Origin of the sequence: Rhodococcus sp. NyZ502 (assembly GCF_041464245.1) — a bacterium.
Classification (GTDB): domain Bacteria; phylum Actinomycetota; class Actinomycetes; order Mycobacteriales; family Mycobacteriaceae; genus Rhodococcus_F; species Rhodococcus_F qingshengii.
In genome coordinates this window covers 5,714,794-5,728,450 of sequence record NZ_CP167155.1, presented here as the reverse complement: position 1 = coordinate 5,728,450, position 13,657 = coordinate 5,714,794, and the positions used below count along the sequence as shown (strand labels likewise).

Annotated in this window: 11 protein-coding genes; 4 read left to right on the top strand and 7 right to left on the bottom strand. The window is 61.8% G+C overall.

The features are described from left to right. Positions 1-113 precede the first annotated feature (113 nt). Positions 114-2,441, top strand: a complete 2,328-nt coding sequence (locus ACBG85_RS26575; protein ID WP_372025446.1) for a putative bifunctional diguanylate cyclase/phosphodiesterase — start codon at positions 114-116, stop codon at positions 2,439-2,441. Position 2,442: 1 nt separating this feature from the next. Here the strand turns inward: ACBG85_RS26575 and ACBG85_RS26570 are convergent, their stop codons facing one another. Both ACBG85_RS26570 and ACBG85_RS26565 read right to left on the bottom strand, forming a co-directional pair. Beyond that, a complete protein-coding gene (locus ACBG85_RS26570) occupies positions 2,443-3,567 on the bottom strand; it encodes a GGDEF domain-containing protein (RefSeq protein WP_063836244.1) in 1,125 nt (374 codons plus the stop codon). Positions 3,568-3,688: 121 nt separating this feature from the next. Next, on the bottom strand, positions 3,689-5,128 hold the full coding sequence (locus ACBG85_RS26565; RefSeq protein ID WP_030536080.1) for an amino acid permease: 1,440 nt from the start codon (positions 5,126-5,128) through the stop codon (positions 3,689-3,691). A gap of 178 nt (positions 5,129-5,306) precedes the next feature. On the opposite strand from ACBG85_RS26565, the gene ACBG85_RS26560 reads away from it, so the two are divergent. Continuing rightward, positions 5,307-6,839 carry a PucR family transcriptional regulator gene (locus tag ACBG85_RS26560; protein WP_372025443.1) on the top strand — a complete coding sequence of 511 codons (1,533 nt, stop codon included), beginning with the start codon at positions 5,307-5,309 and terminating at the stop codon, positions 6,837-6,839. On the opposite strand, the gene ACBG85_RS26555 is transcribed toward ACBG85_RS26560, so the two are convergent. From ACBG85_RS26555 to ACBG85_RS26545, 3 genes are all read right to left on the bottom strand, one after another. Then, positions 6,815-8,251 (bottom strand): aldehyde dehydrogenase family protein, encoded by a 1,437-nt coding sequence (locus ACBG85_RS26555; RefSeq protein WP_372025442.1) that lies wholly within the window; start codon positions 8,249-8,251, stop codon positions 6,815-6,817. The two genes, ACBG85_RS26560 and ACBG85_RS26555, sit on opposite strands and share 25 nt — an antisense overlap. After that, positions 8,248-9,621 (bottom strand): 4-aminobutyrate--2-oxoglutarate transaminase, encoded by a 1,374-nt coding sequence (gene gabT, locus ACBG85_RS26550; RefSeq protein WP_165638415.1) that lies wholly within the window; start codon positions 9,619-9,621, stop codon positions 8,248-8,250. The genes ACBG85_RS26555 and gabT overlap by 4 nt, the downstream gene beginning before the upstream one ends. A gap of 119 nt (positions 9,622-9,740) precedes the next feature. Next, positions 9,741-10,547, bottom strand: a complete 807-nt coding sequence (locus ACBG85_RS26545; RefSeq protein ID WP_003942939.1) for an alpha/beta fold hydrolase — start codon at positions 10,545-10,547, stop codon at positions 9,741-9,743. Between the two features lie 75 nt (positions 10,548-10,622). On the opposite strand from ACBG85_RS26545, the gene ACBG85_RS26540 reads away from it, so the two are divergent. Next, entirely contained in the window at positions 10,623-11,384 is a 762-nt protein-coding gene (locus ACBG85_RS26540; RefSeq protein WP_003943067.1) for a DUF2127 domain-containing protein, read from the top strand. Here ACBG85_RS26540 and ACBG85_RS26535 read toward each other — a convergent pair. Together ACBG85_RS26535 and ACBG85_RS26530 are read right to left on the bottom strand one after the other, a co-directional pair. Next, complete coding sequence (locus ACBG85_RS26535; RefSeq protein ID WP_372025440.1) at positions 11,368-12,507, bottom strand: cation:proton antiporter; 1,140 nt, start codon at positions 12,505-12,507, stop codon at positions 11,368-11,370. The two genes, ACBG85_RS26540 and ACBG85_RS26535, sit on opposite strands and share 17 nt — an antisense overlap. Positions 12,508-12,514: 7 nt before the next feature. Continuing rightward, entirely contained in the window at positions 12,515-12,877 is a 363-nt protein-coding gene (locus ACBG85_RS26530) for a hypothetical protein (RefSeq protein ID WP_029537164.1), read from the bottom strand. 272 nt (positions 12,878-13,149) lie between these two features. Here ACBG85_RS26530 and ACBG85_RS26525 point away from each other — a divergent pair, with 272 nt between their 5' ends. Continuing rightward, the gene (locus ACBG85_RS26525; RefSeq protein ID WP_054187525.1) at positions 13,150-13,596 is read left to right on the top strand and encodes a cupredoxin domain-containing protein; all 447 of its coding nucleotides are present in this window, start codon (positions 13,150-13,152) and stop codon (positions 13,594-13,596) included. Positions 13,597-13,657 lie beyond the last annotated feature (61 nt).

The window sequence follows — 13,657 nt, the reverse complement described above, 5'->3', positions numbered from 1 at the left end:
TGACGTTTCACCGGATAAGGGTTCGGTGGGGAGCCAGGGGAGGTTCGGATGGCCAGGCGAGCGGATTCGACGCCCGCTGATGGCGCCTGCGCAGATGTCGGGATGCCTCGCTGATGAGCCGTCCGAGTCGATTGGGCAGGCAAGATCCTGCTTCGGAGGCCGACTGCAACAGCCTGTTTCGCCGTCAGATAGACGAAGCTGCAGCCGTCGCGCCGTTCGCCAATCTTGCGTACATGGCGAGTTTGGTCGTGATTCTGACCTACACCGTCCCGCCCGGACGTCAGACGCTCAGGTGGTTGGGTGGCGCCCTCATCTTTCTCGTCCTCGCGAATTCGATCCGAGTATGGATTCCCCTTCGCTGGCGGCCGTCGAAGCACACCCCGCGCTACGACTACGTGGGTCTGCTCGTCGAAGTGATCGTGGTCGCGACCCTCGACGTCACACTTTTCGCTCTGCTCTTTCACGACATGGACGTCTTCCGCGACTTGGTTCTGATCGCGACGATGGCCGGGATCATGGGCGCCGGGACCGTGACGTTCTCGAGTCTGAGATCGGTGAGCCTGACCTGGATCTACATTCACGGCCTCGGCGTCTTCACTGTTCTCGTCGTCCACGCCGAACCCCACTTTCGCATACTTGCGATTCAGTTGTGCATCTACATGTTTGCGCTCACCGTAGGGGCGGTCTATCTGTCGGCCTCTTTCCAGAGACGTTGTCTCGCAGAGTTTCAGGCGGAATCCGAGCGTCAGACTGTGGCGTTGTTGCTCGACGGTTTCGAGGGCGGTTCCCGCGACTGGCTGTGGGAGTGCGACACCAACGGCCGGTTCTCCCACACCTCGGCACGTCTCGCCGAGGTCGCAGGTATGACGGTGGAGGAGTTGCAGCAACTCACCTTCGGACAACTCCTCACCAGACTCCAGATCGCATCGAGTCCGGAGGGGCGTGCGGCCGCGGCCCAGATGATCGACAAACTCGAATCGAGTGCTCCCTTCCGGGACACTGTCGTGCCGGTGCATGTCGACGGTAGGCGACGCTGGTGGTCTCTTTCCGGCAATCCACGGGTCCTCGAATCCGGCGTGATTCTGGGTTGGCGCGGTGTCGGTTCCGACATCACGGAGAGGTATGTCCACGAGCAGGAGATCCTTCGCCTTGCGGCCACCGACTCGTTGACCGGGTTACCGAACCGTCGTGCGTTCGGAGTGGCGCTCGAGGAAGCGATCGATTCCCGCGCGCCGGAGAAGCAGGTTCTCGTCGGGATTCTCGACCTCGACAACTTCAAATCGGTGAACGACACCCTTGGCCATCCGATCGGGGACCAATTACTTCTCGAAGTCACGAAACGCCTTCGCGACGTGATCGGTTCGGACATGTGCTCGCGGATGGGCGGTGACGAATTCGGGCTGATCGTCTGCACCTCTTCGCGCGACGATCCCGGTGTGATCTTCGATCGGTACCTGGAAGTGCTGCACGAACCATTCTTTGTCGAAGGCAATCGGATCGAAGTGCGGGCCACGATCGGTTACTCGAGCGCGCCCGAGGATTCGACGGACGCCGACGGATTGGTGATGCTGGCGGATCTCGCTCTGTACGAGGCGAAGTCGACGGGACGCAATCGAGTGGGTAAGTTCTCACCGCTGCTGCGGGCGAGGGCATCGGCGCGGGCGACGGCGTTGCACGAGCTGGACAGAGGGATCGAGGAAGGGCAGTTCGATCTCCATTACCAGCCTCAGGTCGACACTCAGACCGGTGAAGTGGTGGCCTTCGAGGCTCTTCTTCGGTGGAACCATCCCAGCCGCGGCCTCATCGGGCCCAGCCAGTTCATCTCGGTGGCGGAGGAAACCGGAATGATCATTCCCCTCGGCGCGCAGGCAATGGCGATGGCGACCGCCGCTGCTGCGGGGTGGCCGACCGGAATTGGCGTCTCGGTCAACGTTTCACCAGTGCAGTTGGTGTCGCGAGAGTTCGGTGCGATGGTGAAGAAAGCGCTGACGGATTCGGGCTTGCCTCCGCAACTGCTGCAGCTCGAAATCACCGAGACAGGTGTTGTGGACGATCGCGCGATCCGGGATCTCTACAAGCTGCGTGAGCTCGGGGTCACCGTCGCACTCGACGATTTCGGCACCGGCTATTCGTCCTTCGCCACGCTCCAGAGACTTCCAATCGACGTTCTCAAGATCGATCGCATGCTGGTCACCGACTCGGACGATCCGAAGATGTCCGTGGTGAAGTCCATTGTCGAATTGGCCGCGGCCCTCGGTATGAAATCGTTGGCCGAGGGCGTGGAGACCATCGAGCAGTTCCGCCGCGTCCAGTGGGTCGGGTGTGACCTGGTCCAGGGTTACCACATCAGCAAGGCTCTGACCGCTGAGCGCGTCGATGTGTATCTTGCCGCGACGGACACGGAAACTGGGCGCAGCGTCCACCCACTTACGTGGCTGTGAATCAGATCTGAGCCGAGCGGATCGTATTACCGCCCGCCGCCTTCGCTTGATACATCATCGAATCCGCGACATTTGTCGCCGCCAGGATTGCGGAAGCACCGCCGCTCCACGCCTTCGATTCGGCGGTCATCATCACCGCTCCGACGCTCACCGTTGTGGGGATCGCGTCGGAACAATCCGACAGCGCCGCGTTTATCCCTTCGATCAACAGGGTTGTCGATTCGGGATCGCCGGCGATGACGGCCAGGTATTCTTCCCCGCCGGTTCGAGCGATGACTCCGCGTTCGCCGAGATGTGTGCTCAATCGGTTCGCGGTTCTCCTGATGACATGATCGCCTTCGGCATGACCGTGAAGATCATTCACCGTTTTGAATTTGTCGATATCGACGACGATGAAGGCGAGAGATGAAGAATCGTCTCGGGCGCTCTCGAAGAGATCGCCGACTGCCCCTTCCAGCCCCCGACGGTTGAACAGTCCGGTGAGGGGATCCCGGTCCGAATACTGGGCATCGCGGTAGAGAGTGCGCCAAGTCAGGTGCGCAAAAATGGGAACGAGTGTGACAGCTCCGAAAAGAACGGTGCCGCGGGCCAGAAGCGTCGTGATATCGACGTCGCCTTCCATATATGCAAGAACGAAAACGGTAGTCGTGACGGTCGTCGACCAAACGACATGAGCGACAAGCCACTTTGCGCTGACAAAAAGCGTCGCAAAGGTTCCGGTGACCGCGAAGACGATGCAACCGAACGTCCCGGACGAGCGATCCGGCACCAGGAGGACGGCAGCCGCGATCCCGAGATCTGCGAATATTCCGAATGCAAGCAACCCCCGGCGTCCGGGAAACGGTTGTGTGAACCAGCATGCGGCGATTCCCACACACGTACAGATCATGAAAATCGAAAGAGCTTTGCCGGGGGTGGTCGGCGGCGTATCCGGACCGATCAATTTGTAGAAAGCGGACAGTCCGAAGATGATCGTCATCATTCCGAGCAAGGTTCGGAAGATCGGAATGATTGCCCGGCCGGATCTCTGGTGCTTTATCCACTCGTAGTCGTGTGGTTCGTTGAACCATTCGTGAAGTGTTCGCCAAGAACTGTGCCCCTCGGAGGCGATGACAGGGCTCGGCATGCTGTCCATTTTGCCTTGAATTTAGGTAAAGAGAAAATCTATGTTCGACCGCTTCCATCGGATCGGCTCTTTTCGGGGAAGAGGTTCAATTATCGAGTCGAGCGCTTACTCGATGCTTGTTTCAAGCTTTCTTCGAACTGCTGTGTGCGTTGTTCGAGGCGGTCGCGAACGATCCGACTTTTCGCGTACGAGACTTTCTCACGCCGTAAGCGGCGAGGATGACCCCCAGCGCGACCAGGCTTTGGACGAATTCCGCGCGCGTGGGTTCGTTGAGCCCCATTCCCACCAGGATCACGAGAATCAGACCAGTGACCACTATCGGCAGGCCGGGATACAACCAGACACGGAATTTCAGAATCTCGGGGCTTTCGCGTTCCCATCGGCGTCGGAGGCGTAGTTCGGATACACAGATCAGGATGTAAACGAACAAGCAGATTGCGCCCGACGAATTCACGAGGAACAAGAAAATCGTATCCGGCCAGATGTAGCCGGCCGCGATACAGAAGTACCCGGCCACGGTGCAGGCGAGTACGCCCTTCACCGGCACGCCGCGGCTGTTGGTCCGTGTCATCCAGGCCGGCGCGTCGTTGTAGACGGAGAGTGCGAAGAGCATCCGTGACGCCGTGTACAGGCCGGAATTGAGGCAGGACAGCACCGCGACCAGAACCACGAGATTGAGAATGTCGGCGGCGCCGGGAATTCCGAGCAGGTCGAGTGCGGAGATGAACGGAGAATCGCCGACGACGAACGAATCCCACGGCAGCATCGTCACGAGGAGGAAGGTGGCGACAACGAAGAAGGCGAGAATGCGGAAGACGACCGTGTTCGTGGCCCGCCTGATCGCTCCGGCAGGTTCGGCGGATTCCGCTGCGGCGATCGTGACAAGCTCGGCTCCGGTCATGGAGAAGATCACGGCGACAACGCCCACCAGTACGGGGGTGAAGCCGTTCGGCAGAAATCCTCCGTGGCCGGTCAGATTGCTGAAATCGACTTCACTGCCGGGCCAGATGCCGAAGACGAACAGACTGCCGAGCACGATGAAGCCGATGATGACGGCGACCTTGATACCCGCAAACCAGTATTCAGCCTCGCCGAAGTTGCTGACGGAGAGAAGATTGACCCCGGTCATCACCAACAGGAGTACCGCTGACATGAGCCAGAGCGGGACACCATGGATCCACCGGGAGAGCAAGGTTGCTCCGACGACGGATTCGATGCCGACGACGATCACCCAGAAATACCAGTAGAGCCAGCCAGTGGTGAAACCCGCCCAGTCGCCCAACGCCATGCGGGCGTATTCGGTGAACGATCCCGTACACGGCTTGGCCACGGCCATTTCGCCGAGCATGCGCATCACCAGGAACACGATGATGCCGCAGATCGCGCACGTGATGACTGCGCCGGGGCCGGCCTGGTTGATGATTCCGCTCAGACCGACGAAGAAACCGGCGCCGATGACGCCGCCCATGGAAAGCATGGTCAGGTGGCGCTTCTTCAAGCCTGTTTTGAGTGTCGAATGAACGCTGGCGGCTTCGGCTGTTTCGGTGCTGCTGTCGGGCATCTGGGCTCAGCTCCTATTGCATGACGCGATCAGTTCTTTCGGAGAGACGCTAAGCTCATCGTGTGATCCAGAACATGGACTTGATGTACAAATCTGAACTGGAAACTGTCAGTTCTGTCCACTGCCCATTTATCCACTGCCTTTCTGTTCAATGTCTTCGGAGGTTCCGGTAATGCCGATGACTGTCCGGCGCCTGGCGGCCACCACTTCGCTCGGCCTCGCGATCGTTGCCGGTCACGACGACGTGGATCTGTCGATCAGCTGGGCGCACGCAATCGAATTGCAGGATCCGACTCGTTGGCTCGCCGGTGGAGAGCTTGTCATGACGACGGGGCTGCACCTACCACGTTCGGCGACAAAGCAATACGAGTACGTCGAGCGCATCGCGCAGACCGGTGCGGTGGCGCTGGCGTTCGACACCGGCACCGTGCACGAAAGGGTGCCGGACGCGATCATCAGGGCCGGCGACGAACTGGGTTTTGCCGTGCTTTCCGTCGCCAAGGAGACGCCGTTCATCGCCATTTCGCGGGCCGTGATCGACGAACTGACCGCCGACCAGATACGAACGGTGCAGGCGGTGGTCGACGCGCAGGAGAAGTTGGCGCGTGCTCTGCTCGACGGGGTGCCGGCTCTGATCACTGCCCTGGGTCGAGCCGTTCACGCAGCAGTCTGTGTTCTCGATCGGGACGGCGCGGTGCTGGCTCTGACGGAAGGTGCGAGTTCGTCTCTGCCCGAACGTATCAGGGAGCGATCAGGTAAGGAGCGCAGCCGGATCGTGGTGGACGACGACGGTCACCTGGCCATTCACCGCCTTGCTGTGAGCGGCACGCTGGCCGTGGCGTCCGACGCCGCCTTGGATCAGTCCGAGCGATTGTTGGTGGGCCACACGGTGTCGCTGTTGACCATCGAGCTTGCCAAGCCGTTGCGGGTTGTCGATGCCGAACAGCGGCTGAGGTTGGCCGTTACGACGATGGTGCGCCAGGCCGGCGGTGACGTCGACGAAAGTCTGTTGCGGTACTTCGGATTCGAATCCGAAACCACGGTGGTGGCAACTGCCTTGACCGATGTCGGACCTTTGCTTGCGGCCACCGACATCACTTCAGCGGCCCTGGAAGAAGAGTCGGTGCCGTACCTGTTGGCCCCGCTGACTGACGGAACCGGTGTGTGGTTCGTCGTGAAAAGTGAAGTTGCGGAGAAGGTCACACGCAGTGTGTACGCGAGAGTGCGGGAGAATTCACGCCGGAGTATCAACGGTGGAATCGGTGGCGTCCGCCCGATGACCGGTGTAGCGGCCAGTCTGCGCGAGGCCGTCTCTGCTGCCAAAGTGGGGCAGGTCGAAGGACACACGCTTGTTCCGTTCTCGGAGCTCGGGACTTTCAGTCTCTTGTTGAGTGTGCAGTCGAGCGATGTTCTGCAGTCGATCGCGGCCGGTGGTCTCGGTGTGCTGGAAGGCTACGACGCCGAGAACGGTTCCCGTCTGGTGGACTCGATCGAAGCGTTCCTGCACCACAATGGTCAATGGGAATCCGCTGCAGTGCAATTGGGTGTTCACCGGCACACGCTGCGTAACCGCATGGACAAGGCTGCCGAGTTGATCGGCCGAGATCTCGATTCCGCCCACACTCGGTCCGAGTTGTGGATCGCACTCAAAGCCCGTGAACTGCTGCAGGCGGAATCGAATTCAGATCACGCTCGGCCGCCCCTGAGATAGACGGTGGTGGTGTGAGTGAAGAACTCTCGCGCCGCGTCGCCTTGTTCCTTGGGCCCGTATCCACTCCTCTTCGCGCCGCCGAAAGGTACGTGGGGATCAGCGCCCGCCGATTCCGAATTGACGTGCAGGATCCCCACGTCCAGATTGTCGATACCGGCAAGTGCACTGGTCAGGTCTTGCGTGAACAATGCTGCGGACAAACCGAATTCGCCCTCGTTCGCCAAGCGGAATGCGTCTGCAGTTGTTGCTGCCCGCTGCACCGCCAGTACCGGGCCGAAGAGTTCCTCGAACCACAGTTCGGTGCTCGACGGTAGTTCCAGCACTGTCGGTTGGACGTAGTAGCCCGACTGCGGCGCTTCGGCGGTGGCCACAACCCTGGCGCCGCCGCCGACGGCTCGATTGATCCCCCCGATGATCGACTGCTGCGCGTATGCGCTGACCACGGGACCTGTCGTGACGTCGGGATCGAGTGGATCTCCGACTCTCAGTTGCTTGACTTCAACGGTCAGCCTGGCCAGGAATTCCTCGGCGATGGATTCATGGAGTACCAGACGTGAAGTGGCCGTGCATTTCTGGCCGGTTGACCGGAATGCACCCAGCATGACCTGCTCGACCGCAAGCTCGAGATCTGCGTCGGCAAGTACGACGGCTGCGTTCTTTCCACCCATTTCCGCCTGTACCGGAACTCCGCGCGCCGCAGCAGATCCCGCGATCTTTCGGCCGACGCCGGTGGAACCGGTGAAGGTGACGGCGTCGAGGTCCGGGTGATCGACCAGCGCTTCACCGGCCGCGCTGTCGGCGAGGATCATGTTCAGGACTCCGTCGGGTAGGCCCGCTTCGGTCAGTGCCTGCGCGAGACGGAAGGCCAGAAGGGGCACCGCGGCAGCCGGTTTCCAGACGACGGTGTTTCCGTACACCAAGGCAGGCGCAATCTTCCATGCCGGGATCGCGATCGGGAAGTTGAACGGCGTGACGACGCCTACCACTCCGAGAGGTTTGCGAGTGACGAGAATCTGCTCGCTGCTACGTGGGGAGGAATACATCGTTCCGGTCTCGCGGTCGGCGGCGTTGCCGTAGTAACGCAGAATCTGCGCTGCGCGGCGCACCTCTCCGATACCCTCGGCCAGCGTTTTCCCTTCTTCGCGGGTGAGTTCTTCGCCCCAGGCCTCAGCGTTGGATTCGATGATTTCCGCTGCGCGAGTGAGGTATGCGCCGCGTGCGGACATCGGCAGGCGGGCCCAGTCGTTCGCGGCGATGCGGGCGACGCGAACACCGGTCGCCATTTCGGAGGCACCGGCGCGGCCTCCGGTGGCGACAACCTCGTCGGGACGGGCCGGGTTGGTGTCCGTCAGTGTGCCGTCGCTGCCCGTGACCCAAGCTCCGCCGATCAAGCTGCGCACTGCGACGCTCATCGGACTGCGGCCACAGCGTCGCGAAGAATACCGAGTCCTTCGGTCAGCAACTCGTCGGAGATGCTCAGCGGCGGGAGGAAACGGACGACGTTTCCATAGGCGCCGGCGGTGAGCAGAAGGAGACCGTGTGTGTGGGCGTAGCTGACGATCTGGGCGACGGCCTCGCGATTCGGAGCCTTGTCCTCGTCGTGGACGAGTTCGATTGCAATCATGGCGCCGCGTCCGCGAATGTCGCCGATTATGTCTGTGTCCGAAGCGATTTCGGACAAACCTGTGGTCAGGATGTCGCCGATGTCCTTGGCGCGGTCGAGGAGCCCTTCCATCTCGATCGTCTCGAAAACTGCCAGGGCGGCCTCGCAGGCAACGGGATTGCCGCTGTACGTACCGCCGATACCACCGGGATGCGCGGCGTCCATGACGTCGGCACGGCCGGTCACGGCGGCGAGTGGCATTCCGCCGGCGAGACCTTTTGCGGTTGTGATGATGTCGGGGACGAAGTCCTCACTCTCGCTGGCGAACCAGGATCCGGTTCGTGCGATACCGGTCTGGACCTCGTCCGCGACGACGAGAATGCCGCGCTCACAGCAGAATTCCGAGATTCGCTTCAGGAATCCCGGAGCGGGAACGATGAAACCGCCCTCACCCTGAATCGGTTCCACGACCACAGCGGCTACCGATTCGGCGCCGATCTGAGTGTCGATCGCAAGACGGAACTGGGCGAATGCTTCGTCGGCCGCGTTTTCGGGGCCGCTCGGCCAACGGTAGGGGTATGCCATCGGAACCCGGTAGACCTCTGGTGCGAACGGGCCGAATGTGGCCTTGTACGGCTGGTTCTTGGCTGTCATCGTCATGGTCATCAACGTGCGACCGTGGAATGCGTGGTCGAAGACGACAACTGCCGGGCGACCGGTGGCGGCACGTGCGTATTTCACGGCGTTCTCGAGCGCTTCGCTGCCGGTGTTGAACAGCGCTGTTCGCTTCTCGTGATCTCCCGGGGTCAGGCGGTTGAGCGCTTCGCAGACCTCGAGGTACCCCTCGTAGGGGTTTGCGAGGAAACACGTATGGGTGAACTGACCGAGCTGGCGCGTGGTGCGTTCGACCACGCGCGGCGCACTGTTTCCGACGGTGGTCACGGCGATGCCGCTGCCGAAGTCGATGAACGAGTTGTCGTCGACGTCGACGACAACTCCTCCGCCCGCTGCGGCAACGTAAATGCTGGATCCGCTGGTCAGCCCGGCCGGCAGTGCGGCGCTCCGGCGCTTTGCCAAAGCGCGCGAGTTGGGGCCGGGCACTTCGGTGACGAGGCGTCGTATCTGGGGAAGGGTCGGTCCACCGATGCACGTTTCCGTGCCGTGCTCGAGAATGGTCATCGCAGTGCCTCCAGTCGTTTTCCGAACTGTAGGACGGCGATGAATGATCCGGACATGGCCGGATTGTCGAGTGGCTTCTATCTCAGTAGGACGCCGCGTCCAGCAGGTTGTCCAGCAGGTTACTGTGCGAAACTGCCGAGGAATCGTTGCAACAGTGGGTTGTACACCTCAGGGGCTTCCCAGAACGCTGCATGCCCCACACCGGGAATCACGTGATACGTGCCCTCCCAGAGATTCGCGAAGGTCAACGACGCGACATACGACGTGTTCACGAACGGGTCCTCGGCGCCGTCGATCACCGCGAGAGGCACAGACGCCGTTGCAACCAGAGCCTTCTGATCCGATTCGCGGCCCGCGCCGAATGCGTCGAACATGATCTTGCGAGCGCGTCCGTCCGTGCGTATCGCGGCGTCGAGGGCAGCCTGCTCGAAGGGAACGGCGGTCATTCGTGCGTAGAGTTCGGCTTCTTGCGCGGTGATGACCTCGGTGCCGCCGATGGACAATCCGTCGCCGGCATTGAAGGCGTCGCCGAGCGTCTCGGGATTTGCCGGCGGCGTACCGGTGATGACGATTCCGGTGAGCCCGGGGAATTTCGCGATCAACTCGAGAGCGATGTGTCCGCCGAGCGACCAGCCGACGACAACGGCTCTTTCGACGCCGAGTTCGGTCAGAACATCGACGATGGCGTCGGCGTAACCGTTCTGCGTGTATGCGGCTTCGGGATCGCTCGCGTCCTCGGAGTCGCCGTGGCCGAGTAGGTCCAGAGTGATCATGCGGTAGTCGCCGGCCCAGTCGGCGTCGACCTGATGACGGAAGATGGAGCGGCTGGCCGAGTTCCCGTGGATGAAGACAACCGGAAAACCGTCGGTGGCACTGTCGTCGACTGCCATGACGCCATGCCGGGTTTCGATCTTGGTGGTTGTCATCGGAATCCTCATCGTTCGAAGTGCACGGTCAGCGGGTATCCACGCTACCGGGCATATGCGGCATAGAGTTCACCCGTGGACTTCGCATTGCGCTCGTGCAGTTGGCACGGTCACGAGACCTACGCTCCGGACGAACCTGAGCTGCGGGATCGACTACATGTGGATACTGCGGTGGGTCAGGCGTGGCGGTGCCTACGTTGCGGCAACTTCGTCCCGGGAGCGCCCCGAGCATCGGGACCGGCGGACGCCGCCCCCGAGGTTCCGCGGGGGAGGCTGCTTCGCGACCGGTTGATCATGCGACTTCTTGCCACCGAGAGAATGTTCCGCGCTCTGGGGTTGGTTCTTCTGGCGATCGGTGTGTTCGAACTGAGATCGTCGAAGGGTCGCGCCGAGGACGCCTTCGAGAACGAATTGCCGTTGATCAGGCCACTTGCCCGTCAATTGGGCTGGAACATCGACGATTCCAAACTGGTCCATCACATCGAGCAGGCGTTTTCGTTGTCCGCTACGACGCTCACCTGGATCGCAGTCGGGCTGTTGGTCTACGCCGGCCTTCAAGTGATCGAGGCAGTCGGCCTGTGGATGGTCGAACGCTGGGGCGAGTACTTCGCGGTGGTGGCGACCAGCTTGTTCCTGCCCCTCGAAATCTACGAATTGACCGAGAAGATCACGTGGTTGAGGGCCGGGTTGCTGCTGGTGAACATCGCTGCCGTCGTATGGCTGATCTGGAGCAAGCGACTCTTCGGTGTCCGCGGCGGCGGCGCGGCGTATCACGCCGAACATTCGGAGGAGAGCTTGCTGACGGTGGAGAGGGCCGCGGTCAAGCAGGCTTCGTGAGACCAGCTTTCGACGCGGCAGCACCCGCCAGCGTTGCTGCACCGATCGTGATCATGGCGGAGAGGAGGATGGCTGCGGGTTCACCGTCGCCCATCACCCCCAATTGAGTGCCCACCGTAACTGCGGCAACCGGTACTCCCAGTTGTGCGGCGGACAGCACGCCGAGAGGGAGCGGGAGACCGAGGGCGCGTATCGCGGCGTGAACCACGAGAGTTGCTCCGCCCAAGACCAATCCGAGCCAGATGGCGGACGGATGGGTGACGAGGTCGCGCAGATTGATCGCCGCTCCCAACCAGACGAAGAAGAGGGGAGCGAAGAAGCCGTCGGTGATGGCGAAGAGCTGTTTGGCGAGGCGGCGGGGTTCACCGATCGCGGCAAGAACGAGCCCGAAGGCGAAGCCCGCGAGCATGATCGACACGTGAGTGCTCGACGCCAGCGCTGCCAGAGAAAAGAGGATCACCAGATTGATCCGGAGTTCGAGTGCAAACTTTCGTTTCTCCGAGAATTTGTGGAGCCTTCGCCAATGGCCGGACCGGTGGAAGGCTCGCAGTACGAAGAACAAGGCAACCGCACACGCCGCCACAGCCAGTGCGCCGACACCGGCACGAGGGGCATTGTCCGGATCGATCACCAAAGGCAGCGCAACAATGCAGACGGTGTCCGCGATCGCGACCTGGGCAGTCATCTGCAGAACCGAGGTTCCACCGAGCCCCAGCGAATCGACGATGGGGAGAATCAACGCCGCGGACGACGACGCGATCAGGACCGCGTACAGCGCGGCGTGACCGGTGCCGAATGCCGTCGCCGCACCGTAGCCGGCAACAACCGACAGAAGTCCGACGACAACCGAGCGAACGGCACCCTTGCCGATGGCCGCACGGACTGCCGGATCGCGAACCGGGACGTGCGAGCCGGCCACCATCATCGTGAGCGCGAACCCGATATCGGCCAGGAAGGTGAAAGTCCGGTCGGAAGAGTCCAGCAGCCCGAAACCTGTGACACCGAAGACGACGCCCGCGGCAAGTTCGCCGACCACCACGGGGACATGCCAACTGACGCGAGCGCCGAGCAGCGGGCCGAGAATGCCGGCCAGCGCGACGAGGGCAAGGATGCCGAAGGTCATCGACGACCTACGACGTCACTGTCGAGGGAGCGATCTTTGCAGGGATGCCGGTGTTCTCGTCCACGTGGTAGCTCGCACACACACGGTGGTAGCCGTCGGCGATCTGCGCCGGTACTCCGGCGCGGAAGTCTCCCTGCACCAGCAGGATCGGCGACAGCGCGATCCCCTTACGGATCTTCAACAGGTCGGCAGCCACGTGTGGGTTGTCGACCGGAAGCAGAGGGAGCCCAGCAGCCCGCAGGATGTCCTTGGCCTTCTTCGAGACCAGCGTCGCCGTCTTGAGGGCGTACACGAGAGCTTGGACCTGAACCGGCGTCGCGCCCAACTGGAGGTAATCGCGGGCTGCCGGGTAGTCGTGCTCGTCCGGCAGGTCCTTCCAGAGAACGGCGGGAGCCTTCTCGGCTACCTTCGGCTCTGCTGTCTTGGGAGCCTTGGGCTGCGCTGCCTTCGACGCCTTCGTCTTGGCTGCCTTCGACGTTTTGCTCTTGGCCATCTGTGCTGTTTCCTTCAGTGTCGGTCCGCGAGTGGAGCTGGTGCAGAAATCGTGCACTATCAGCGCCGCAGGCACCACATCGGAGCTGTTTGGCCCCCTAGGCGGCGGGTAATCAGCAGACTGCGGGGGAACGAGCAGGAGGCGAAGCAATGAAGCGGATTCTCGCAGTGCTCGCAGCGCTGATCCTGGCGGTGTTCGCACTGACCGCGTGCAGTGACAACAACGATTCGTCGGACAACGATTCGGCCGATCACGACGGCATGGCGATGACCAGTATGCCGATGACCAGCATGCCGACCAGTATGTCGATGCCGAGCATGCCTCTGGGTATGTCGACGCCGGGAGCGTCGTCGATGGGAATCGTGATCAGCGGCTTCGAGTATTCGACACCGGAGTCGGTGATGCCTGGTCAGGTACTGACCATTCAGAACAACGACACCGTCGAACACTCGGTCACGTCCGATACGGCAGGACTGTTCAGTGAGGACATCGAGGCCGGCGAGACGGAAACCATCACGGTGCCGAACGAGCCGGGAACGTACACGTTCCACTGCACCTATCATCCGAGCATGCGCGGCACCTTGACGGTCAAGTAGAGGTCGGCTCGGTCTGGCGTGACTTTCGCGAGAAAACGTTGGCGGCACGCGCCGGATTGAG

Excerpts from the sequence above, each read along its gene's own strand:
- ACBG85_RS26575 (WP_372025446.1), top strand. The coding sequence starts at position 114 with ATGAGCCGTCCGAGTCGATTGGGCAGGCAAGATCCTGCTTCGGAGGCC.
- ACBG85_RS26570 (WP_063836244.1), bottom strand. The coding sequence starts at position 3,567 with ATGCCGAGCCCTGTCATCGCCTCCGAGGGGCACAGTTCTTGGCGAACA.
- ACBG85_RS26565 (WP_030536080.1), bottom strand. The coding sequence starts at position 5,128 with ATGCCCGACAGCAGCACCGAAACAGCCGAAGCCGCCAGCGTTCATTCG.
- ACBG85_RS26560 (WP_372025443.1), top strand. The coding sequence starts at position 5,307 with ATGACTGTCCGGCGCCTGGCGGCCACCACTTCGCTCGGCCTCGCGATC.
- ACBG85_RS26555 (WP_372025442.1), bottom strand. The coding sequence starts at position 8,251 with ATGAGCGTCGCAGTGCGCAGCTTGATCGGCGGAGCTTGGGTCACGGGC.
- gabT (WP_165638415.1), bottom strand. The coding sequence starts at position 9,621 with ATGACCATTCTCGAGCACGGCACGGAAACGTGCATCGGTGGACCGACC.
- ACBG85_RS26545 (WP_003942939.1), bottom strand. The coding sequence starts at position 10,547 with ATGACAACCACCAAGATCGAAACCCGGCATGGCGTCATGGCAGTCGAC.
- ACBG85_RS26535 (WP_372025440.1), bottom strand. The coding sequence starts at position 12,507 with ATGACCTTCGGCATCCTTGCCCTCGTCGCGCTGGCCGGCATTCTCGGC.
- ACBG85_RS26525 (WP_054187525.1), top strand. The coding sequence starts at position 13,150 with ATGAAGCGGATTCTCGCAGTGCTCGCAGCGCTGATCCTGGCGGTGTTC.